This is a genomic window from candidate division KSB1 bacterium (assembly GCA_034506255.1).
Taxonomy (GTDB): Bacteria; Zhuqueibacterota; Zhuqueibacteria; order Zhuqueibacterales; family Zhuqueibacteraceae; genus Coneutiohabitans; species Coneutiohabitans thermophilus.
Genome location: JAPDPX010000002.1, coordinates 362,686 through 386,029, shown reverse-complemented (window position 1 = coordinate 386,029; position 23,344 = coordinate 362,686). Strand labels below are relative to the sequence as shown.

The 23,344-nt window shown below is 60.6% G+C and carries 21 protein-coding genes; 3 read left to right on the top strand and 18 right to left on the bottom strand.

Annotation, left to right across the window (positions count from 1 at the left end):
• Nucleotides 1-142: 142 nt before the first annotated feature.
• The 17 genes from ONB52_05220 to ONB52_05140 form a co-directional block, all read right to left on the bottom strand.
• Nucleotides 143-823, bottom strand: coding sequence for a protein-L-isoaspartate(D-aspartate) O-methyltransferase (locus ONB52_05220; protein ID MDZ7415548.1), 681 nt, complete (start codon nt 821-823; stop codon nt 143-145).
• 154 nt (nt 824-977) lie between these two features.
• Nucleotides 978-1,919, bottom strand: coding sequence for a histone deacetylase (locus ONB52_05215; protein MDZ7415547.1), 942 nt, complete (start codon nt 1,917-1,919; stop codon nt 978-980).
• Nucleotides 1,920-2,227: 308 nt separating this feature from the next.
• Nucleotides 2,228-2,551, bottom strand: a complete 324-nt coding sequence (locus ONB52_05210; GenBank protein ID MDZ7415546.1) for a hypothetical protein — start codon at nt 2,549-2,551, stop codon at nt 2,228-2,230.
• A gap of 107 nt (nt 2,552-2,658) precedes the next feature.
• Nucleotides 2,659-3,186, bottom strand: coding sequence for an NUDIX hydrolase (locus ONB52_05205; GenBank protein MDZ7415545.1), 528 nt, complete (start codon nt 3,184-3,186; stop codon nt 2,659-2,661).
• Nucleotides 3,187-3,245: 59 nt separating this feature from the next.
• Nucleotides 3,246-5,054, bottom strand: coding sequence for an N-acetylmuramoyl-L-alanine amidase (locus ONB52_05200; protein MDZ7415544.1), 1,809 nt, complete (start codon nt 5,052-5,054; stop codon nt 3,246-3,248).
• A gap of 73 nt (nt 5,055-5,127) precedes the next feature.
• Nucleotides 5,128-5,442: a DUF1232 domain-containing protein gene (locus tag ONB52_05195; protein ID MDZ7415543.1), complete on the bottom strand. Its 315-nt coding sequence runs from the start codon at nt 5,440-5,442 to the stop codon at nt 5,128-5,130.
• A gap of 24 nt (nt 5,443-5,466) precedes the next feature.
• Nucleotides 5,467-6,951, bottom strand: a complete 1,485-nt coding sequence (locus ONB52_05190) for a deoxyribodipyrimidine photolyase (GenBank protein MDZ7415542.1) — start codon at nt 6,949-6,951, stop codon at nt 5,467-5,469.
• 98 nt (nt 6,952-7,049) lie between these two features.
• Entirely contained in the window at nt 7,050-7,778 is a 729-nt protein-coding gene (locus ONB52_05185; GenBank protein ID MDZ7415541.1) for a fatty acid desaturase, read from the bottom strand.
• Between the two features lie 16 nt (nt 7,779-7,794).
• Nucleotides 7,795-8,478, bottom strand: a complete 684-nt coding sequence (locus tag ONB52_05180) for a carotenoid biosynthesis protein (GenBank protein ID MDZ7415540.1) — start codon at nt 8,476-8,478, stop codon at nt 7,795-7,797.
• Nucleotides 8,475-9,632, bottom strand: a complete 1,158-nt coding sequence (locus tag ONB52_05175) for a glycosyltransferase (protein MDZ7415539.1) — start codon at nt 9,630-9,632, stop codon at nt 8,475-8,477. The genes ONB52_05180 and ONB52_05175 overlap by 4 nt, the downstream gene beginning before the upstream one ends.
• Nucleotides 9,633-9,925: 293 nt before the next feature.
• Nucleotides 9,926-10,588 (bottom strand): lysophospholipid acyltransferase family protein, encoded by a 663-nt coding sequence (locus ONB52_05170; protein MDZ7415538.1) that lies wholly within the window; start codon nt 10,586-10,588, stop codon nt 9,926-9,928.
• A 4-nt stretch (nt 10,589-10,592) separates the two neighbouring features.
• On the bottom strand, nt 10,593-11,525 hold the full coding sequence (locus ONB52_05165; GenBank protein MDZ7415537.1) for a phytoene/squalene synthase family protein: 933 nt from the start codon (nt 11,523-11,525) through the stop codon (nt 10,593-10,595).
• 169 nt (nt 11,526-11,694) lie between these two features.
• Nucleotides 11,695-13,221, bottom strand: a complete 1,527-nt coding sequence (gene crtI / locus ONB52_05160; GenBank protein MDZ7415536.1) for a phytoene desaturase family protein — start codon at nt 13,219-13,221, stop codon at nt 11,695-11,697.
• A 191-nt stretch (nt 13,222-13,412) separates the two neighbouring features.
• Entirely contained in the window at nt 13,413-14,921 is a 1,509-nt protein-coding gene (crtI, locus tag ONB52_05155; GenBank protein MDZ7415535.1) for a phytoene desaturase family protein, read from the bottom strand.
• Complete coding sequence (locus ONB52_05150) at nt 14,890-15,567, bottom strand: lycopene cyclase domain-containing protein (GenBank protein MDZ7415534.1); 678 nt, start codon at nt 15,565-15,567, stop codon at nt 14,890-14,892. The genes crtI (ONB52_05155) and ONB52_05150 overlap by 32 nt, the downstream gene beginning before the upstream one ends.
• A 63-nt stretch (nt 15,568-15,630) precedes the next feature.
• Nucleotides 15,631-17,775, bottom strand: coding sequence for a TIGR04283 family arsenosugar biosynthesis glycosyltransferase (locus ONB52_05145; GenBank protein MDZ7415533.1), 2,145 nt, complete (start codon nt 17,773-17,775; stop codon nt 15,631-15,633).
• Nucleotides 17,776-17,829: 54 nt separating this feature from the next.
• Nucleotides 17,830-18,630: a DUF547 domain-containing protein gene (locus ONB52_05140; GenBank protein ID MDZ7415532.1), complete on the bottom strand. Its 801-nt coding sequence runs from the start codon at nt 18,628-18,630 to the stop codon at nt 17,830-17,832.
• A 396-nt stretch (nt 18,631-19,026) separates the two neighbouring features.
• Here ONB52_05140 and ONB52_05135 point away from each other — a divergent pair, with 396 nt between their 5' ends.
• The gene (locus ONB52_05135; protein MDZ7415531.1) at nt 19,027-19,518 is read left to right on the top strand and encodes a hypothetical protein; all 492 of its coding nucleotides are present in this window, start codon (nt 19,027-19,029) and stop codon (nt 19,516-19,518) included.
• 98 nt (nt 19,519-19,616) lie between these two features.
• Nucleotides 19,617-21,854: a TonB-dependent receptor gene (locus tag ONB52_05130; protein MDZ7415530.1), complete on the top strand. Its 2,238-nt coding sequence runs from the start codon at nt 19,617-19,619 to the stop codon at nt 21,852-21,854.
• A 143-nt stretch (nt 21,855-21,997) separates the two neighbouring features.
• On the opposite strand, the gene ONB52_05125 is transcribed toward ONB52_05130, so the two are convergent.
• The gene (locus ONB52_05125) at nt 21,998-22,903 is read right to left on the bottom strand and encodes a BlaI/MecI/CopY family transcriptional regulator (GenBank protein MDZ7415529.1); all 906 of its coding nucleotides are present in this window, start codon (nt 22,901-22,903) and stop codon (nt 21,998-22,000) included.
• Nucleotides 22,904-23,062: 159 nt separating this feature from the next.
• Between ONB52_05125 and ONB52_05120 the strand changes: the two genes are divergently transcribed.
• Nucleotides 23,063-23,344 carry a hypothetical protein gene (locus ONB52_05120; protein MDZ7415528.1) on the top strand — a complete coding sequence of 94 codons (282 nt, stop codon included), beginning with the start codon at nt 23,063-23,065 and terminating at the stop codon, nt 23,342-23,344.

Below are 23,344 nucleotides of genomic sequence, written 5' to 3'. Positions count from 1 at the left end.
CGCAGGCGTGATGATCACACCGGCAGGCACGATGATTTGATGCTGGCGCTGCCGCCAGGCCTGCAGGACGTCGCGCTCGGTGAGCACCTGTTTGGTTTTGCGGGGGGAGGGTGCCGGCATGGGATCGCAAGCAGGTGAGAGCTCAATTCATGGCCGCGGAAAGCCCGGTCATCGGCACGAATTTCACCGGCAGGGATTGTGTGCGCTCGATGTTGCCCGCGGCAGTTTTGGTCAAATGCACGAGATGTTGATCGAGATCACCCAGCGGCAGAATCATGATGCCGCCGGGCGCGAGTTGTTCCACCAGCCGTTCGGGGACGTGCGTGGGCGCGGCGGAGAGAATGATGCGGTCGAAGGGCGCCGCCTCCGGCCAGCCCTTGTAGCCATCGGTGCACCGCACATGCACGTTGGTGTAGTTGAGTTCCGCCAGCGTTTTGGCGGCACGCGCCGCCAGCTCCGGTATGATTTCGACGGAATATACTTCCTCGCACAAGTGTGACAGCAGCGCGGCTTCATAACCCGAACCGGTGCCAATCTCCAGCACTTTTTCGATGCCGATCAGCTTCAGCGCTTCCAGCATATAGGCGACGATGTAAGGCTGGGAGACGGTCTGGCCGAAGCCGATCGCGATCGGGCTGTCATCATATGCCAGGGCGTGGTAGCGCTCCGGCACGAAGAGATGACGGGGCACACTGCGCATGGCTTCGAGTACACGCGCATCACGGATGCCACGACGTTCGAGCTGCTGCGTCACCATGCGCCGCCGCAGCGGCAGGAAGGAATCATCGCTCGCGCATTGGTCTTGCCAGCCCTTGCTGCTCATGGCCTGCACCCACTCCGTCTCGCACGAGACGTTTTGTGATCATCGTCCGGTCAAACAACAGATACGGGCGCGATTCTGCGCCCGCCGGGTGAATGTATCTCCGGCCTCGGAAGAGTTGCAGCCGGAGGACGAAAGGCGGCACACGCCGGCTCTCTCAACGCGCCGCTGCCAGCATTTTCTCCAGATGCGCAGCCACGGAATGCGCCAGCCCGTTGCGATCATAGCCGCCCTCCAGCAGGGAAACAACGCGGCCGGCGGCATAAGTTTGCGCCAGCTCCAGCACCAGCCCGGTCATGCGGCCGAAACCGCTTTCCGTCAAGCGGAGATGTGCCAGCGGGTCCTGGTGATGGGCATCGAAACCGGCGGAAAGCAGCACAAAATCGGGTTTGAAATGCTCGTACACTTCCGGCACCACGGCAAAAAAGCGTTCGAGATAGTCGGCCTCGGGGGTGTAAGGCGCTATGGTAACGTTGCGGGTGCAGCCGCGGCCGGCGCCCGCGCCGGTTTCATCCTCCCGGCCGGTACCGGGATAAAGCGGCCACTCATGAAAGCTCAAAAAGTAAACATCACCGCGTTCATAGAAAATTTCCTGGGTGCCGTTGCCGTGATGCACGTCCCAATCGATGATCAGGATTTTTTCGGCGCGCCGGTTTCGAATCAGCCAATCCGCGGCAGTGGCCACGTTGTTGAACAGGCAAAAACCCATCGCCGTGCTCGTTTCGGCATGATGGCCCGGCGGCCGCACTGCACAGAAGGCATTGTGCAGCCTGCCCGCGCTGACTTGCGCGACGGCCTCGAGGGCGGCACCGACCGCCAGTTGTGCCGCATGGAAGGAATGCTGCGAGACCACAGTGTCGGAATCGAGCAGGTGCAGCCGTGGCCCGCAGCTCTGTTGCACCCACGCCACGTAGCCGGCTGGATGCACCGTCGCGATTGCGGCCAGCGGCGCGGGTTCCGGCTGTTGGCGGTGCAGCCGGCTGAGCAGGCCGGTGGCCTCCAGATGTTGCATGATCGCAGTCAGACGCGCCGGCCGCTCCGGATGGCCGCCACCGGTGTCGTGCAGCAGAAAATCCGGATGATAGTAGAAACCCGTCATGTGTCGCCACCGCGCGAGGTTCGAGTCTGATCTGCCGGCAAATTCGGCATGCTGCGTATCACGCCGAAAGCGCGCACTTTTGAAAACGTTTCCGCAGCAGCCGGACCGGCGTGGAGGAGGCATCAACTCCGGCACGACTGTTGAAATGTTGCACCGCAGAAATTCTCTCTGCACAGCAACGCCGGCAGGAGGTCTGCGCTACAAACCGGCGCAGCCGGGATTAACCTGCAAGCTCATCATCTTCCCCAAACCCCGGTTCCGCAGCGGGACGGACGTTGCGCGACCGTCGCAATTTATTGCCATGCCCCTCACTCGACGATGATCCTGGCCTCCTGCACTCCAGCACGGCTGTGGAAGCGTAATTGGTATTCACCCCGTTGCAATGGGCCGACCGCAACGGTTTTGGAAAAGGGCACCAGGACTTGCGTGACCATCAGGCTGTCATTGTAATGCGCCAGCGGCGTGATTTCGATCACAGCGTCATGCTGCTCCACGCGCAGAGTGTCCAGTCGATAGGCCGGATTGGGCAAACTACCAGTCACGGGAATCAAGAGTTGACGGCCGGCAGCAGTGGTAAACAGCCGGGGCATTTCATCGAGATAGACTTTTTGCGCACCTTTTTCGCCGCTCATCCCAACCCTCGCTGCGGGCGTCGGCTGCGACTCCGGCGCCGAGCGACAACTACCGCTCAGCGTTGCAGCGGCCAGCAGCACACAAAGTATTCGTATTCTGCACTTCATCACGGATCCTGCTTGGGCAGAGACGCAAACCGCTCTTCCTGGAGCGCTGCCAGAATCTGACGATGCACACGGAAGGCCACATTTTCGGGCAATTCCGTCAGTTTGAAAAAACGCGCGTCGCGCGCGTCATCACCGGGCCGCAGCTCGCCACCCACGATCGCCGCACGATAGACGATCAGGACGATGCGATTGGCGGGATAGTCGCTGGCCGGGAAAACACCGTAAAGCTGCTGTACCCGGATGTCGAGATTGGTTTCCTCCCGCGCTTCCCGCTGCGCTGTCTGCTCCGGCCCCTCCTCCCACTCCATGAAGCCCGCCGGCAGACACCAATCACCGGCGCGCGGCGCGACGGCGCGTTGCACCAACAGAACCTCATCATCCTGCTGCACGATCACGGCAACGGCGGGAATGGGATTGTGGTACAAGATGAACCCGCAGCGGGAGCATAGCTGGCGCTCACGGCCATCGAGCGCGCGCTTTTCGAGATGGCCCGCACATTTCGGGCAATAAGCATAGTCCAAATACATTCCTGCCTGAGCGGTTGCAACAGGGTTCCCACAGGCATGGCCCGGCGGCCGGGGCAGCATCATTCACGCGCAGCCCGCACGAAGGCTTCCATGCCGGCGACGATGGCCGCCGCGGTTTGCTCACGAAAGCGCGGCGACAGAATCAGTTTCTCCTCCTCCGGGTGCATGAGAAACGCCGGCTCGATCAGCACGGCCGGCATGTTGGTGACGCGGCACACCGCGAGATTGTCGTAAAACAGGCCAAAATTAGGAAGTTTTAGCTTCTGAAGCAACATGCGCAAAATTTTATTTGCCAGCTCGTAACTTTGCGGATGATAATAAAACGCGCTGGAGCCGCGATTGAGAAACGGATTCACGCCGTCGGGCAGGGCGTTGTAATGCAGGCTGATGAACAAATCGGCATTGCTGACGTCGGCGAACTTGCGCCGCGCCGCCAGCGTCATGCCCTCTTCGGCAACGGTGCGCGTCAGGATCACCCTGGCCCCGCGGCGCTCGAGTTGCGCCCGCAGTTCCTCCGCCAGCAGGAAGGTGGCATCCTTCTCGCAAAACCCGGTGGGGCCGATCGCGCCCAAATCCGGGCCGTGGCCGGGATCCACACAAATCCACAAACCGTGCAGCGGGCTGTGGGGCGGCGGCGCAAGTTTCGGGGTCTTTTTGATGTCGAGCACGAGATTCGTGCCGTCATAGCCGACGGCATAACCCCATTGTTGCTTTTGATTGAGCGCGATGCTGAGCCGGTATTTCTCGTCCTGATCCTGCGACCAGCGAATTTCACCGATCAGGGGATCACCGTAATCATGGCGGATCCAGTCGGTATCGGCCGTGGCACCGAACAAAATCACCTCCAGGCGCTGTGGCTGGGTGCGCTGTTCGATGCGAAAAGGCAGGCGTTCCTCCATGAAAATAGTGACGCGTGTGCGGTCGGCAAAACTCTGCGTGCGGGCAACCTGCACGGTGGTGCGCGGCGGCAGCGTGCCGGCGGGCAGGAGCTGGCAATTGGCCACCGGAACCCAAACCGACTCGTCGTCAGTGAGGCGCGCGCGATAAAATCCGCCCTCCCTGCCGGTGAGACGCAATTTAACCTCCTGCGGCAGGAAAAGCAGGTAGCCATTGCCCGGTCCGGTGCGGCCGATGGTCAATTCTTCGGTCAGGCTGGCCACCTCTGGGATGGCGTCGGACCACAGGCTCAGGCGCCCGGGCGCCGTCAGGGTGATCGTATCGCCCTGATCGTTGCTGAGTTGGAAGTGAATGCTCGCGTTGTGCAGGGAATCACTGTCACGCAAGGTGTAAACGCCGGTGTAGATGCCCATCACCTCGGGTGTGTTGGGCGGCCGGGCACGGCCAAACACCGCCTCACCCCAGTCAAATTGCCGGCGCGGCCGTTGTTCCGCCATGGGCAGGTCTTGCGCCACGCCGGCGATGGAGAAGGTTGCGCGGCAGCGGGGCGAAGCTTTCACCGCCACACCCAGCACCTCACCGGCTCGCATGGCGAGATCGACTTTGGGATAAACATAGCTGGTGTCAAACTGCAGAGGCGCCGCCGGCGAGGTCGCGAGATAAGCAGGAATGTAAACCCGCCGTTCGACCACAGCCGAATCAACGCTGCCGCTTGCCGGCAGGGTGTCAATCGCCACGGCACGAAACACGAATTTGCCGGGTTTGACCGGCACCATGGCCATGTAGGTTTGATTGGGGTATTGCCTGGCGGGCACGCCATTGATCCGGATTTTCGCCGAGGGCGGCTGATAGTTGCCGAACACAAACGTCGAATCCCGCGCGGTGATGGTCAGCTCCTCCCGGGGATAAACCACCTCGAGCCGCAGCGTCTGCGCCGGCGCCTCCGCGACATGCCACAGCGAAATCAACACGAGCAAAATCGCCGCTGGTGTGCGCGCCTCATTCGGCGCGGTATGCCGGCAGCCACGGCCGCGCCATTTCGTTTTAGCTGATCGCGTGCAAATCGAGCTCACCAAGATGCTCCTGAAGAACCTGGGGTGGAGTCAGTTTGAACAGAAAGCGGAGGGCTGCCAGCAGGATGGCGAAATCATCGCTCAGGCCCAAAGGTGGCAGCACGAAATCAGGCAGCAAATCGACCGGGGAAACCACATAGGCGCACGCCGCCACGACGGCAAGCTTGCCGGGCAGCGGCACGCGCCGGTCACGCATGAGGCGCAGCACCGGGCGGAGCAATTTGGGCAGGTGCCAAACCAGCTTCCAAAACGAAGGCGTGATGAAAACCTTTTTGGAGAGGGGCATGGTGCATTCTCCTTGTCGCAGGAATCACTCGAACAGCGCGGGCGGGTTGCCGGTATACCGCTGGATATACTCACGCACACGCACTTTGCGGGTGGTGTTTTCGGAACTCATGTAACGAATGACACCAAAGATCGGCCGTTCCGGGCCCCACGGCCGGTCATAGCGGCCCAACACCCAGAAGATGCCGGAATAAGAATTGGGATTGCGGCCGTCCAAGGCATATTTGTTGTTCAACTCGATCATGATCGCCAGCGCCTCCCGCGGATCGCGGCTCCACTCCAGGATCTTTTTGCCCCAGAGCATGCGCAGATAGTTGTGAATGCGGCCCTCGGTGACGAGCTGCCGCTGTGCCGCATTCCACAGCGGATCATGAGTCGCGGCCTGTTCAAATTGGGCAAGAGAGTAAATATAACTGCGCCGGTCGCGGGCGTGCCGGTCGAGCGAGGCCCGCGCCCATGCCGGCAGGGATTCATATTGATCGTAGTCTTCGCGCAGGCAGCAAAAGTTGTATCCCAGTTCGCGCCAGGTGATCAATTCATCGAGAAAAGCCTCGGCGGCCGGCCGCACCCCCCACCAGCCGGCCTTGGCCCCGTTGCCGCGGGGCGGCAAGAGCGCCGGCGACCATTGCTCGCGTTGCATCAGTTCCGTGAAGACCTCATGCACGCTGAGATGGCCAAAATGCAAATACGGGGACAGGCCGCTGGTCACCTCCTGCTCCGGTTGATTGCGTTCCTCCGCATAGCGCGCCAGCCGCCGTTCGAGAAATGTCTGCAGCTTCTCGCGGCCTGCCGTGCTGCCACCGCGGGTGGGCACGGCGGCGACACGATGATCGATTGGCAATTTTGCCAGGGCGGCAGGATTCTCGAGGAGCCGTGTCACTTCGGCGGGTGGCCAGCGCTGCAAAATTTCCCCGGGCAGAGCGCCGAGTCTCGGCAGTTTCAGGCCTTGCAAAGGATCCGCCAGCGGCAGGGCAAGCAAATGGGCATGCAAATGCTTTTGCAGGAAACGACGAAAGGCATAGGCCGTTGGGAAAACCTGATCAGTGGCGCGCATCGGCCACAGGCCGTTGGAATCGACTTTCTCCATCCGCACGGGCACCTGCCGGGCGGCGGCGGCGATCATACGCGGCAGCATGAAGGCGGGAAAATCATCGGTAACTACCACGCAGGCGCGCGCCGCCAGTGCTGCCAGCAAACCTTTGCCGGCACCCGGCTCGGGTTCCACATAGGGATAGTAAAATGCCGGGGTCCGGCCCAGGCGGCCGGCATTTTCGTGCATGCCTTCAATCACGAAGCGATGAAACCGCTCACTGGCCCAGGGATAGTCACAGCGCAGGGCTTCCAGCACGAGCAGCGGCTTGTGCCACTGCACCACATAATCGACCGCGCGCTGCAGGCTGAAATTCCATTGCGTGCGGCGGTTGGCAATCATCCAATACAGCACGTAATCAGCATGGGGATTGGGCGGGGCCGTGTTGCAGGCCGAGACGCGGAGATCGGGAACAGACATCGACGGGCAAGCTCTGCATTGCGGGTGAAATGAAACGGCAGTGCGGCCGCAGGCACCATCAGCAGAATCTGCCGGCGGGGCACAGGCCGGCGGAATCTTCAATTGCCGCGGCGCATCTGCTGGCGGCGCACGAAGGGCAGCCGCCACCAGGGCACGAATGGAAATTCATGATGTTCGAGATGATAGCCAAAATGATAGCAGGAGAGAAACGACCAGAACGGCCCGAAGGCATTGCTGCGCGTGCGATGGCGATTGTCGTAACCGCCTGCCGGTTCGCGATGGGGCAGGTAGGTGCCGAAATAGAAAAGCTGCAGCGTGCTGAGCAGCGCCGGGAAAATCCAGCCCAGCAGAAGGTTCACCAGCGCGAGGTGCAGCGCGTGATGCAGGAGATTGAAAACCAGCGCCATGCCAAGAAGCTGCCGCCAGGTCACATAGGTCAGCATAAAATGGCCGTACCAGCGCCAGAAACCGGCGTGTTCGCCGTCGTGAAAATCCGGATCCTGCACACTTGCCGGTTGCGCATGATGTTTTTGATGCTCGCGGCGCAGCCGCTGGAAAGAGAACAGCGCATACAGCAGCACGCACACACTGCCGGCGAAATCGTTCCAGCGCTTGTGCCGGCTGAGGGTGCCGTGCATGGCATCATGCGCCGTAATGAACAGGCCAGTGTGCAGAAAGGTTTGCAACAGCATGGCGGGCACCAGCCAGAGCCAGGCGCCCGCGACAACCGGCTGGGTGAGCAGCATGGTGAGATTGCCGAACCACAGCGCCATGATGGCGCCGCCAAACAACAGCCCGCGCGAGGATTGGGTGACGTAGGGATGCATCAGTTTTGCTGTTCGATCAATGTGACAAGTTTACGATCGTGAAATAAAGCAATTGCGCCAGGTAGGCGTGGCGGGGGAGACTCGAAAACTCCGTTTGCAACACGCCCAGTCGCAAGCCAACATGGGCCAGCAGGCAGCCGATGCCGAACCAGGCGGCATAGTTTTGCAATGGCACCACGCCCTCCTGCCAATGCCAGTAACCGAGTGCCATTGCCGCCGGCTCCATGAAGAGGTCGAACAAGACCATGAAAGCAGCAATGCCGGCAGCAGAGCGGCCGGGGCTTGCCCCCGCCTTCAGAAAACGCTGCGCCAGCGCGGCGGAGGAGAGCAACATGGTCAGCCAGGCAAAACCGATGACCAGCGGAACGCCGGCGAACTCCGGTTGCAGCACGCCCTGATAGTGATAGTGTCCAAACAGCCTGCCGGTGTGCACCCCCACCAGCTCCACAAGAAAGCCTGCAAGAATGACCGCGCTGCCCCAGCCTGCGAAGCGCTGCACGAGGTTGCGGTCGGTTGTGGTCTGCAGGCGGCGAAGCTTACACAGATATTCGCCCAAAAGCAAGAGGGCAAGTGCGAACATCATGGGCGCGGCCAGTAGCCGCATCGCACGTTGCAACACCCCGAGGGCATGCCAGGCTGCGCCCGTCAGCAGCAGGAAATAAACCAAACCAACACGCAGCGTGTGCGGATTGATCTTCATGTGGCAGCCCGGCTCGCGGAGGGGGCGGCGCGCCGTTGGGAGGGCACGCGGCGGTCCTTCCAGACGATTTTGCCGCTGCGGAACCAGCGGTAGGAATTCAGGCCGATGAGAAGCGTGAAGACCACGGCAAACGGATGCAAAAAGATGCTGCTCAGCACCGGCTGTTGGTATTTCACCGCCAGCACCAGCCGCAACGCGAGATTCATCGCAATGCCCAAGGCCGCGAGTTTCGCCAACGGCGGCAGCCAAATCAGAACGAACGGCAACACGTGCACTCCGAACAACAGCAGCAACAGCAGGAAGAACGGAGTGGTTTGATGGCCGGCCAGACCAAAGGCATTCTTGGAAAATCCCTCCCACACGCCGCGCCAGGATTGATACATGCGGCACTGCACCGCGTGGTTGCCCGCGAGCACCAGCATCTTCTCACCGTGCTGCTTGGCGCGCCGGCTCAACGCCACGTCTTCCACCACTTCCGCGGCCAGGGCCGCATGGCCGCCGAGACGGTCGTAAGCCTCGCGCGTGAAAGCCAGCCACTGGCCGTTGGCAGCCGCCAGTGCGGGCGATGTGGAATAGTAAGTCAGCCACAACGGCAGGTAACTGTAGACCAGCATGTAGATCACCGGCACCACCAGTTTTTCCGGCAGGGTCACAGTGATTTGCTGCGGGAAGGTGGTCAACACGCCCAGATGATACTTCCGCATCCATGCGACGGTCGCGGCGATAACCCCTGCGCGATGACGGCAATCCGCATCTGTGAAGATGAGAATCTCGCCGCGCGCATGTTTGCCGAGCTGATGACAGGCCCAGTTCTTGCCCGTCCAGCCCGCCGGCAGCGGTTCACCGGCGAGCACTCGAATCCGCCGGTCGTGTGCGGCAAGGGTGCCGGCCAGCGCGGAGGTCGCGTCACTGGAATGATCATCAAGCACGATGATCTCGAATCGTGCATAGCGTTGTTGCTGCAAACCGGAGAGACAGGCCATGATGTTGGCGGCTTCGTTTCGCGCCGGCACCAGCACGGAAACGAAGGGCGTATCATCCAAAACCGGCGGCCGTTCGAGCAGCGGCGCGGTGAAAGCATTGTACAACGTCACCACCAGCACGAGGCCGAGCAAGACCAGCATGACCGTGAGCAAGAGAGCCAGGAGTTCCATCGTTTGAAGACTATTTCCCTGCCACCAGCAGCCGATTGCCCTCCCTTCGCTCACCGGCACTGCGGGTGAGGAATATCGATCCGAAGCCGTTCCCGCCCCGGATGAGCCAAAGTTTTTCGCAGCCGGAGACCGTGAAGTCTCCGCATGACGTTGAGACAAGGGCCATGCGGTTGCAGGAACATTTTTTTGAAATCTCGTGGTTTCAGGCAGAGACTGAATACGAAAGCGAGTGCCACCCCCGGGAGGGCCGCCGCCGGAAAGACCCGCGATTCAGGCTTCACGGCACCATGAGGTCAGACCAGCACGGGCAGGCCGCTTTCGCCACGATCGCACCGTTCCCGCAGTTCGGCAAGCAGACGCTCCTCGGCGCGCTCCAGACTGCGGTGATCGGGAAAATCGCGATGGTCAATGCGACGATTTTCATCAAAGAGGAAAAACACTTCCGCGCGGCGCTCGCGGTGAAAGCTGGCCTGGATGGCCAGGTTGAGCAGATTGACCCGGCATTGCGCCATTTTCAGCAGCACCTCCAGACCGCGACGGTATCCGAGCGGCCGCACATGCCACGGCCGCAACTCGCCCTGCGGAAAGAGGGCCAGTAAAACCGGCGGCTGTGCCTGCAGGCAGTGCGCGGCATAACGCAAGGCCTGGCGGACTTCCCGTGGCGAGTGCGGGTCAATCGAAAAAGCGCCGAGGCGCGCGAAGAAGGCATAGCGCGCGAGCTGCTCCTGCAGCATCATCAAATATGGCCGGCGGTGAAAGAGCGTGCGATTCAGGAGATAAACGAAGAAGCCGTCCCACCAGGTGCTGTGATTGGGCAGCAGGAGCACGGGCAACTGCGGGTCGATGTGCGGCAGCGTGCCGAGAATCTCCAGCCGGTGGAAATGGCGGCGGCAGAGCAGCCGCAGATAGGGATGAAAGATCAAGTCCGCCCAGCGCGCATGTTTGGCGGGTATCATGGTCTCAACTCGTTTCGACGGGGCAGGCCAGGGCGCCATGGGCGGCGGACATTTTGGTGCGCAACACCTCCTCCAGCACGATGCTGAGCTTGGTGTGTTTCGGCACATAGACGCGCCCGAGAAACGGGTTGTAGTGGCGCGACTCCAGACGGCGCAAAATGCCGCGATAGATGCGGCTGGCGGCATACACGGCGAAGCGTGCATCATCGTGCAGCAGTGCAATGCCGGCTTCCGCGGCATCGTAGTAGGAATGAGCACGATTCACTTGAAACGCCATCAATTCGCGAAAGCCGGGTGTCATCTGCTCCGCCAGAATGTTTTGCTCGGTGCAGTGGTAGGCATGCAATTCCGCCAGCGGCAGATAAATGCGGCCCATGCGGCGATCCTCCTGAATATCGCGCAGAATGTTGGTCAATTGCATCGCGATGCCGAGCTTTTCCGCGTAGGCGAAGGCGGCGGGCGAGTGATAACCAAAGATGTGGGTCATCATCAGGCCGACAACCGCCGCCACTTTGTAGCAAAACGGATAAAGTTCGTCGAAGGTCGCATAGCGCACATGACGCAAATCCATACGCACCCCGCTGATCAGATCCAGGGGATGTTTGATCGGGATACCATGGCGCAGTGCCGCGACGATAAAAGGCTGAATGATGGGATGCTCGGACTCGCCGGTGCGATAGGCTGTTTCCAGCTCATGAATCAGAAACTCCAGCTCGCGCTCGATCTCGACGGCGTGGCGGCCGCGCTGCTTGTCGATCAAGTTGTCAACATAGCGGCAGTACCCGTACACCGCGAAGGTCGCCCAGCGCTTCTCCTCGGGCAGCAGGCGGGCGGAGAGGTAAAAACTTTTGGAATGGTAAGCCGTCGAACGGCGGGCATGTTCAAACGCCATGCGATGCTTTTTTTCCTGCCAGTATTTCATGATTGTTTCTCGCAAAGGCACTCCTGATTTCTCCCACACCGACTTGCAGTCTGCCAATCGGGACAGCCTGAAAGCATGTGCGGCCAAGTCGCCGCAAGGGTGACGGTTCCATCACCGTAACGTTCTCTCCCTAAACGCCCGCCGTGACGGCGGATGGCGAGAGGCTGGCAACATTCCGCCGGACTCAAAGCCCGGCTGTCCCGGCAGTGACACGCAACGCCGGCATGCCGAAATCCCGTCGCAGCAACCGCTCGGTGGCCGCGGCGGTGAGCAAAACGCCGGGGACACCCGCACCGGGATGCGTACTGGCCCCGACAAAGTAAAGGTTGCGAATGTCGTTGCTGCGATTGTGCGGCCGGAGATAAGCTGTCTGGGTCAGTTTTGGCTCCACCCCCCAGGCGCTGCCCAGATGACAATTGCGCTGCAGCTTGAAATCGAGCGGCGTGAAAATTTGCATCACCTCGAGGTGGCGGCGCAGCTCAGACAGGCCAAAATCCTCCTCCAAAAAACGCAGTACTTTGTCGGCAAAGGGCCGCGCCTGCATTTGCCAATCCACCCGGGCGGCAAGATTGGGAACCGGAATCAAAACATACATGCTTTCGCAGCCGGGCGGAGCCATGCCGGGGTCGGTGCGCGTCGGCACATGCAAATACATGGAAAAATCCTCCGGCAGAATCTTGCGATCAAAAATATCCTTCACCAGCTCCCGATAGCGCGGCGACAGGATCAGGGTGTGATGCAGCAGCCGGGGATATTGCTTGCGCACACCGAGATAGAGCAGGAACGCACTCATGGCATAGTCCAGCCGCCTGACCTTGTGATCCGTCCACCGGCGGCGATGCTCCGGCTTGAGGAGCTGCAAATGGGTATGCGCCCAATCGGCATTCGAGATCACCGCCTCGGCGCTGTGAAATTCCCCCCGCGCGAGGACGCCGGTGGCGCGGCCGTTGCGAACGAAGATTTCCGTCACTTCCGCCTGCGTTTGCAGGCGGCCGCCCAATTCCAAAAACAGCTTTTCGAAAGCCTGCACCAGGCTGTACATGCCACCGCGGCTGAACCATACGCCGCCGGCTTTTTCCAGATAGGGAATCATCAAGTAAACGCTGGGCGCGCGAAAAGGATTGCCGCCGATGAACAGCGGATGAAAGGAGAAGGCGAAACGATTGCGCGGATCGCGAAAATAGCGGCTGACGAGAAAGTATGCCGGATACAGGGCTTTGAGGCGGAGGGCGCGCGGCAGAAAAGCGAGCATGGTCTTCAGTTCGTGAAAGGGAGTGGTGCCGAGGCCGTCGGTAATGACCGCGTGATAGATCGCGCCGCTGTCGCGCAGAAAGCGTTCGTAATTTGCACCATCACGCCGGTGGAAGGCGGAGATTTGTGCTTTCATGGCGGGCCCGTCACCGGAATAATCGAGATGGCTGCCATCATGGTAATAGATGCGGTAGAACGGATTGAGTGGCATCAGTTCGAGATAGTCTTCCAGGTGCCGGCCGGCACTGGCAAAGACCGCCTGGATGATGTCCGGCGCCGTGATCAGCGAAGGGCCCATGTCGAACGTGTAACCCTGCTGCTTGAGCTGGCAGGCATGGCCGCCCACCATGGCGTTTTTTTCCAGCAGGGTGACTGCGAAACCGGCCGCCTGCAGCCGGATCGCCACCGCCAAGCCACCAAAACCCGAACCAATAACAACGATTTTTCTTTTGCTTGTCATGGTCTCACATCAACCCGGTTGTTCAGTCGGGATATTTCGTTGCAGATTTCACGCGGCGTAACGCCGCCTTCTTCCTCTCAAACCTGCCGGCGGGGGCCGCGTTGCAGGGTTTTGTTTTAAACACTACGCAGCACCGGCTGCAATCCCCTCCAACAGGATTTGTCATTTTCCCCGGTGTTCCGGTTTCGGTCTCAGCTCCGGGCTGCATGCCCGGCAATCAATTCCGCAGCCAGTTTGCCGGAGAGCAACACCAGCGGGATGCCGCCGCCGGGATGGGTCGCGCCGCCCGCAAAGTACAGGCCTTCGAGATCGCGGCTGCGATTCGGCGGCCGGCGAAAAGCCGTGCTGCGGCGATTGGAGGAAATGCCGTAAATGCTGCCGCGATTGCTCAGATAGAGATCGTAAAAATCCTGCGGGGTGATGACCTCCTCCACTGCAATGGCGCTGGCGACTTCGAGGCCAAAGCGACGCAGCTTGGTCAGGACGCGCTCGCGCACCTGCGGCCACTCCTTCCGCCAATCACACCGGCCGGACAAATAGGGCATGTTCAGCAGCACAAACCAGTTTTCCCCGCCACCGGGAGCGTGCGCGGGATCGCTCTTGCTGGTGATGGCCAGGTAGATGGTGGGGTCTTGCGGCGGCAGCAATTCATCAAAGATTTCTTCGAACTCGCGGCGGTAATCATGCGAGAAGAAAATGTTGTGATGCAGGAGCTGCTCATGCGTCCGGCGCACACCCCAGAGAAAAACCAGACCGGAACAGGAGGGTTCCAACCGGCGCAGTTGCCGCCGCCGCCGGTCAAACCCTTCGAGCGATTGTTCATATGCCACCACCACGTCCTGTCCGCAGAGCACATAATCCCCCGCCACCTTTTCGCCCTCGACCTGCAGGCCGGTGACTTTTTTGCCATCATGCAAAATTTTCTCGACACGATGGGAGATGTGCAGCTCGACACCGAGATGCTGCATCACTTGTGCGAGCGCCGTCACCAGACGCCGCATGCCGCCCTGAATGTAATAGCCGCCCAGTTCATACTCGACATGAGGAATGATGTTGAGCGTCGCCGGCGCGCGATAGGGATTCGAGCCATTGTAGGTGGCGTAGCGGTCGAACAATTGCAGCAGGCGCGCATCCGAAAAGAAGCGGGCCACTCCCTGATGCACGGTGCGCCAGGGATCGAGGAGCGGCAGGGAAAACAGCGTCCGCCAATTTCGCCGGCGCAGCAGTCTGCGCCATTCATGAAACGGGGAAAAAAGAAAAATCTCCGCCGTGAGTTGATAAATGCGGCGGCTGTACGCCAGAAACTTCTCGTATTGCGCGGCCTCGCGGGCGGAAAGCCGGGCGATTTCCGCCTTCATCCGGGCAGGATCGGAGCTGGCATCCAGGCGGGTGCCGTCGGGAAAGAAATAGCGGCAAATCGGCTCCAGCGGCACATAATGCAGAAACTGTTCGCGCGCACAGCCCGCAAAAGCAAACAGCTCATCCACCACAAATGGCATGGTGAGCAGGGAGGGACCGGTATCGAAGCGATAGCCGTGCAACAGGCGTTCGCCGGCTTTGCCGCCGATTTCGGCATTTTTTTCGAACACGGTGACACGAAACCCCATGCGCGCCAGACGCACTGCCGCGCTCAGGGCGCCCAGACCGGCGCCGATCACCAGCACATGTTTAAGCCGGCGCTGTCCCACGGAACTTCTCATAGAGTATTGTGACCGGCATGATCAAGGCAAAGCCGTAGCCAAAATCTTCAATCGGAATCGTGCCCACTCGCAGGCCAAGATGATGTGCCGCGTTGTAAACCACCACGGGCCGCGCGGTCAAATAGCCGTTGCAGATCACATTCAGCATCAGCGTGGCAGCGAAATAGAGCAGCACCCGCTGCCTGCTCAACAAGCGCGTCTGCAGCAGACGATCGAGCACCGCCGTGAGACTCACCGCCAAAAGCATGAGGCCGGTGTATTCCCGGCCGTGGCAAAGCGCGAGCACGCCCGGCAGGGGCGCCAGCCACAGCAGCAGTGCGAAACCTTTGGCCGCGGCGTGGCGGCGATCAGGCAGATAAAAGCCGATCACTTCCCAGACAAACAAGGCGGCAAACGGCACGGTGAAGAAGAACAACCACTCTTCCAGAGGCAGGCCGGCAATACGAAAGTCGAGGGTGTAGGAGGGGTTGAACCACCAGTGTCTGCCAGTGACTGCGGCATCCCAGAGAATAAAACCGGGTGCCACCAGCAAGATGGCCGCCATTGCCGGGCGCCAGCGCGAGAAGAAGTAAATCTTTTTCTCGAAGCTCATCAGCAGCGGCCCGGCAAGGACGCAGAGATTGAAGAGGAGGTATTCAATTTTCATAGCCTCATGCCGATTTTGGCACCTGCGCGCCGCCCAAACAGGGGGCGGGACAATCCTGCCGCTTTAACCCGAGGCGCTGTCTGCCCGGACTGCAGAAGCAGCCGGCCCAGCCAGCATGGCTTTTTTGCTCTCCCAGGAGGCCCGCCGGTGGGGCCGCACCGGGTTGAAAACTTGTTCCTGTCCATTCTGCCGGATCACGAAGGGCGCGGTGATGTAGGCATCGCGATTGGCATTGTGCAAACACATCGACATCGGGCCGTTCACCGTCATGACCATGAAAGAACAGTTGGCGATGCGTTCGGGATCGAGCGCCTGGGCGTGCATGAAGTTGTGCACGAAAAAGCTGAGCTTGTGCACCCGCAAGCCGCTGCGCAGCAGATCCCCCTTCATCCGCCAGGCGTGCACGCCCACAAACTTCGCGGCTTCCCACAACAAGACGGGATGCTTGATGATGTGCCGCGCCAGGTTTTTGACTGCGGCGGCGGGATCGCGGCGGTCGATTTTTACGCCCTCGAATTTGTCCGCCAGGCGGTTGATGATGCCGGGATCATGCCAGAGATCGTAGGCATTGCCGTTGCTGACGAACGAGTAACCCACGCGATTGCACTGCGGGTGGCCGATGGTGAAGACGTCGAAATTGATGCGGTGTTTGACCTGTTCGTTGATGATGCGGACGACGTTGTCAGGCGTGATCTCCCCGGGCCGGCCGCGCAGTGTCCCGCGGCCGGTATCCGCCTGCAATTGAAAGCTGCACATGCCCACCACGTCGGCGTGCGTGCAGAAAAACCTTACCAGCATCGGCAGTTCATGAAAATTCCTGGCACACAGCGTGGTGTTGAAAATCACCGCCAGCTTCAAACCGCGCGCCCGCGCGATGTACTCCAGCCGCCGCTCATTCAACTCTTCCTCGCTGGTGTAGAGGCTTTTGTCGGCCTTGCGCAGCTTCATGGTGAGATCGACATGAAAAGCGACGTCGGTAAGGCCGGCGGCAGCCAGTTTCTCCAGCAGCGGGCGGGTGGCTTTGATGCCGTTGGTGAGCAGCGCCGGTTGCAAGTCCAGCGCCGCGGCACAGCGGACAATTGCGAGCAGCTCGTCTTCCGCCCGCAGAGTGGGGTCGCCGCCGCTGATTTGCACCGCCGTGCCCGGGCCGTAATGCGCGCGAATCTCACGCAGGCGCTGCTCGAGCGCCACCAGCGGCGGGTCGAGGGTGGCCTCGCTCATTTCACTGAGATAACACAGTTCACAGTCGAGATTGCAGCGCTGGGTGATTTCAAGCGAGACACAGCCGATCGCTTTGCGGCGCCCCAGCCATTGCTCGGGGGTGCGCAAATGCGGCGACAACCGACTCCAGGTTCTGGCTTTGCATTCCGCGGCGCCGGGCCACTGTTGGCCGGTGCCGTGAATGTTGGCGTTTGTGCTTCCCTGCTCGACTGGCTGGACAGTGGGCATGCTTTGCTCCGCGAAAATTGGCTGTGAACCTCCTGCACTCTTCCAGTAATCCGCCGCCAGCCGCACTGGCGGTACACCGCAGGCATAAAGAAACTGCAACCGCAAATTATTCCAGCCCCGCTTGCAAAAACCCTCGGCCTCATAACGTCGTGCCGAAGTATAGACCGGTGCGGACAACACGCGAAAGCCCGGTGCGCGGTTCAGGCGCCGGACGAATTCGAGATCCTCCATCAGCGGGAAATCCTCGCGGAATCCGCCGCTTTTGGCGAACACCTGCCGTTTGACGAACAAGGCTTGGTCACCATACGGCAGCTTCAACAGCCGGCAGCGCAAGGCGACATACCATTCGAGATAGCGATACACACGCCGCGGATGTGTCACGCGAAAGCGGAAGGCACCGGCGACCAGCCGGGTGTCCTGGGCGGCAGTTTGCAGAAAAGCCTGCAGAGACGCAAGAGGCAGCTTCGTGTCCGCATGCAAAAAAAGCAACCACTCGCCGCGGGCCAACCGCGCACCCGCATTCATCTGGCGGCTGCGGCTGCGCGGTGCGTGCAGCAGATGAATGCCGGGCAAGCGGTGCTTCATCTCTGCAATCTTCTGCCAGGTGCCGTCGTTGCTGCCGCCATCGACAAAAATCAATTCGACGCCCGGCTGGCCGGCGAGAGAGCCGGCCAGGTCCGCAATCTGCCCGGCTTCGTTCCAGGTCGGGATGATGATCGAAACGGCAAGCGGCTGTGGCTTGTCGAGCGGGTCGGTCATGTCTTGCTCCTGATCGAGGGTGAGCGCTGTTGTCCGGCGGCTGGGAGGATGCAATTACTCGTTCAGACTCCAATCATACTCGGTGTATTTGACCTTGATGGTCGCGGCGCGGGCACGCAGCAGCTCCGCCTGCTCCGCGGGCAAAAACCGGGCGATGAAATCGAGTTCGCTGCCACCCTGCTTGCGAAAATCATCCTTGAACCAGTCGAAGATTTTTGAAAGATGGATTTCGTTGTTGGTGAAGTCGAAACGGTTTTTTTCGGGCTGGCTGAGAAAAAGACGCCCCTGCTCCTCGAGCTGTTCCTCCAGGCGGTCGGCGACATAGGCTTCGGCACGCAGGGGTGGACAGCTTTTGGCGCCGCACACGAGTGCCAAATGAATGCGCGGGTCTCCCATCGGCCGGATAATGTCGTTTTCGATGTCGTTGAGCGAATATTTGACGCCGTTGATGGTGATGAATTTGGTCTTGAACGTGCCGCCGCCGGTGGCATAAGCGAGCTTGTTCATCAGGCTTTTGACGGGATACTTGCTGATCACGTAGTGCAGCGTGAAGGCATTGTAGGCATTCAACCAGAACGCCAGCCGCTCACGGCGGACGGTGAGGACGGCGGGATCGGTTTGCTGCAGCATGGCGAGGTATTGTGGCAGACGCGCATCCTCTTTCAGGGCGCGATAATTGACCGCGCCCGCGCGGACGTGATCACGCAAAATTGCAGTGAACAGACTGTGATCCGGCCCGCCGGCCGCGCCCAGGACGGAACAAAGCGGGAACAAACACAGCGCGGCCGGCAGAAGCTGCCACCAGAGGCGGAATCGGCCGTGGCAGCCACCGGCCGTGGCGAAAACGGGTGTCATGTTTTGATCCTTTCCAAAATGAGAAACAGGATGATGCCTTGGAAATACGAATGGCGCCGGCGACCGGATTGCCGCGTTTCCTCCCGTGCCACGGCGTCATCCCTTAGGAAAGGTGTGGAGCAGAGCAGGCAGCCCTGCCTGGAGACAACAGCTTTTCCCTCACACTCTTGGTGGCTTGCGTGGTTCAAAATCTTCGCGGTGACCGTTCCCTCCCCCCTTTTGATTTGCCGCGGCCGTTTTCGCCGTTGACAATAATGATCGCATGCTGTAATTTGAGTCAAAATTTTTGAGTGATCTTGCGGCGGCAGACCGTGGCGGTGCGGGCAAACATTCGAACCATCCCAGAGCTTGCCCTGCTCCCGCAGGATGAACCGCTTATTTCTGTGAGGGAAACCCATGCGCAAGCACGCCATCGCGCTGCTCCCACTCGGCTTGGTTGTCATCATCATGATTGTTCCCGCGTGCACGGATCACGGGCTGGCCCCCATTCGCGAGGGCATTTCCGGGCGCATCACTTATGTGGGAGCATGGCCGGATACCACGGAATGGGTGCGAGTGGCGGTGTTCAGAAAAATGCCCGCTTCGGTTTTTGAAATTGCCCTGAATCCCCCGGTTTTCAGCGATACCCTGCCGCGCTTCGTTTCCACTTACGATTACACCCTCACGCTGGCGCCCGGCACTTATGAATGGGTGGTGCTGGCGTGGAAACCCAGAAAAAAGTTTGCCAGCAGCGATTACAGCGGCCTGGACACCCTGGGCGTTTACAGCCGGGACGGCAGCTTCACGGCGCCCGCCAGTGTCACGGTGCCCGGCAAGAAAATGCTCACCGGCGTCGACATCATTGCTGACTTCGCGCGGCTCTCGCCGCCTTCCCCCATCCTGCCATGACCCGCATCACAGCGACCAGGCGGCGGATCGGGCGCTCATGGCATCAATCAGACGATCGCGGGAAGGCTTTGCCATACCATCATTCAGGGACGAATCTCATGGAACGTTTACCCAAGCGGTTGCTGCCTCTCCTGTCCGTGCTGCTGCTCGGCAGCGGCGCCACGCTCGAGGGGCAAACACCGGCGGCGCGCGGTGTGATCGCCGGCAGCGTGCGCGAAGCGACGACTCAGGAGGCGCTGCCCGGGGTCAATCTCATGGTCGAAGGGACGAGCATGGGCACCATCTCGGATAGTGACGGCCGATTCGTCATTCGCGGGGTGCCGCCGGGCAATTATCGGGTGCGCGCCTCCTTGATCGGCTACGTCGCCGGCATGAGTGCGGTGTTGCGCGTGACGGCCGGTGACACCACGCGCGTCAGCCTGCAACTGCGCGAATCCGCCATCGACGTGCCGGAGGTGGTGGTGACCGCCAGCAAGAAGGCACAATCCTTTTTGGAAACACCGGTAAGTTTGAGCGTGGTGCATGCGCGCCAAATCGAGCAACAAAACTTCATTTCGCTCGACCGGCTGCTGGAGTTTGCGCCCGGCGTGAATCTGATGGCCGGGCAGATCAACATCCGCGGCTCCTCCGGTTACAGCCGCGGCGCGGGCACGCGTGTGCTGCTGCTGATCGACGGCGTGCCGATGCTGCCCGGCGACAGCGGCGACATCAAGTGGGATCAGATTCCGCCCAATGAAGTCGACCGGGTGGAAGTGGTGAAGGGCGCGGCCTCCTCGCTGTATGGCAGCAACGCGCTGGGCGGGGTGATCAATATCATCACGAAAGACCCGGCCGGGAAACCGGTCACGACGTTCAAAGCCACCACCGGGATTTATGACAAGCCGCGCTACCCGGAGTGGCGCTTCACCGAGCGCACGTTGTTCTACAACTACCAGGACATTTCTCATTCACGCGCCTTCGGGAAATGGCGGGTGCGTGCCTCGCTGGGCCGGCGGGAATCGACCGGTTATTCGCAAAACGGCAACTATCGCCGCTTCAACGGTTACACCAAACTGAAGTACAGTTTCACGCCGACTTCGTTCCTGACGGCATATGTCAATGTCGCCAACAATCATGGCGGCGAGGCCATCGCCGCGCGCAGCCTCAACGAAATTACACGCGTGCCGGAATCGTCCGCCGGTCTGAGCACGCACACGCGCCGGCTGCAAACCGGCATCACGTATCAAACGCTGCCCGCCAGCAACATGACGCTGCGGCTGCGCGATTCTTTCTATTACAGCCGCTTCGAAAACGATCTCGCCGAGACCGACCCCAATCCGTTCGTCAACAACACCAGCCCCCATATCGACTCGCGCGCCTACAAAAATGATCTCGAGGCCCAACTCGATATCGAGTTGAACCCGGTGCATGCCACCACCCTCGGCCTGTCGGCAACAGTGAACAACATCAACTCCACGCTCTTTGGCAGGCATGACGGCCGGGATTTCGCCGCTTATCTGCAGCATGAATGGAAAGCGACCACGGCGCTTACCCTGACCGCCAGCCTGCGTGGGGATTATCACTGGGTGGACACCGGCTTGCAGGAATATCATCTCAACCCGCGCTTCGGGCTGGTTTGCGTGGTTTCGCCGGCGCTGTCGCTGCGCCTGTCCTCCGGCCGCGGTTTTCGCGCCGCCACCATGGCCGAACTTTTCACGCTCACCAAAGCCAGCGGCTTCGTGGTGATCCCCAATCCCAATCTCAGCTCGGAAATCGGCTGGTCGCATGAGGTCGGCGGGCAGCTCGTGCTCAGCAACGTGTTCATCAATCCTGCCGTGTTCTGGAGTGATTATCAAGATTTGATCGAAGGCCGTTTTGTGACCAAGCGCAATCAAAATGTCATCCAATTCCAGAATTTCAACCGGGCGCGCATACGCGGGGCCGAGGTGGACGTTACCGTCTCCTTATGGAACCGGCGGCTGTCCCTCGGGGGAAGCTACACCTATCTCGATGCGCGGCAATTGGAGCGCCGCAATGATGTGACGGGGATGCTCGAAGCTGCCAATGAAACGCTGTGCTACCGGCCGCGCCACTTGCTCACCGGCAACGCCACCCTCACGCTCGGCCGCTACTTCCTGGGCGTGGATTCGCGCTACGTCAGCCGGGTGCGGTTCTGCGTTTTCCCCGACCAGCCCAACGTGGCGCAGCGGGTGACGAACTTCAGCGCGGGCGTGCGCCTGACGCCCGTGGAAATCACGCTCAACCTCTACAATGCCTTCGACTATTACTATACCCAGGTCGAAAGCAACCTCGAACCCATCCGCAGCGTGGCCCTGACCACGGCTTTTCTTTTCTGATCTCCCGGCACACACGCGCTGTCTGCCGGCACGCCGGCAGCCTGTGCCACCGCATATCCCGAGAAACGCCTTCGCAAAAGCAGGACCGGCCCCGCCTGCGCTTGACCGTTGCAGGAATGGCGCAGGCGGAGGCGGCGCCCTCTTCAATTCCTGCCGTCCGGCCCTTCGCTTGTCAACAGAATCATGAGCCGGCGCAAATGTGCCGCCACAAGCTCATCGCCGGGCGCATGCCGTCCCCGCCGCGCATAGGCCGTGGCCCCCAAATAGGCCAGCATTTTCTGACGAGGAATGAGAGGCGTGTAGAGGTATTCCCGGTTTCTGGCGTTCTTGCGGCTCATCTCGAATGTCATCAGGCCAAAGACGGTGAATTCATGTTGCGGCGAAACCAGCTTGCGCGTGACCCAGCCACGCGCGCTCAGGTCTTCCAGCAGCGTTTCGAGGTCTTCAACTGTCAGGGACAGGCTGTCAAGCCGGGCATAGATGGCGGCGGTCGTGGCCGTGCCTTCCTGCCACAACACTTTCATGACACTGACCTCGGCAGCCGTGGGAATCACACTCCAGGGCTTCGGTTGCGGCTGCCCCAAACCGGCTTTGCCGGCGAGATATTTCACACCCTGGCCCAATACCTCGCCGAGATTGAACAACGCAGGCACGCCGAGTTGATCGCGGCGTATAACGTCCTCGACCGGATCAGGCTGTGACCCTAAACGGGCAAGCTCCTCCGCGGTCAATCCGATTGCCGGCAGGTGGGTGGTGGACACCCGAAAGGCCATGGTCGAATCCCTCACGCCCACCGCGGCACGCCCCAACATCTGTTCGACAAATGCCTGGCGGCGCAGCCGCAGCAAGCGTATTTCCGGCGTCTCGCCGCGCAAGACTGCAGTGGCGGACAAAGCCGTGCGGCTGCCGGGAGCAGCGGAATCCGCGGGGGAGGAGAAAAAGTGAGGAGAATCCGGGGGGAGGGTCTGGGACAGCGGTATCGTTTGTGCGGAGAGTGACAGCGACATGGCCGCCAGAAAGATCATCCTTGTCACCGCGAGTGCGCGCATGAGCATTCCAATCGGGCTTCAACGATTCGCTTCTGTAAGTGCCCTGTTATACCGGCTGGTGGGCAGACCCGTTCCAAGTAAAGATTTTCTTGCCTTTCTTGCAAGCAACCTTTATACTTTGCCGGCCGCTGTGTAAACTGCAACCGAGGTGGTTTTGCGATGAGCGAGGCACCAAAACCCAATCCCCAAACCGGCGATCATGCCGTGCAGGAAGAGCGCCGGAAAGCCTGGCGGCTTTCCCGGGTGGCCGATGTGATTTGCCTGTTGCTGGCAAACCCCTCGGTTTCTCTGGTGCAAGCCTGCCGGTTGGTCCACCTGGCCCGACGCTATGCCTTCGAGCTTTTCCCGGACAAAGAAGCGGTGTTTGAAATGATCTACTGCCGCCGCTTCAAACGCATCATATTCGAACGTCTGTCCCGCTCACCCGAATTCCTGAACTAA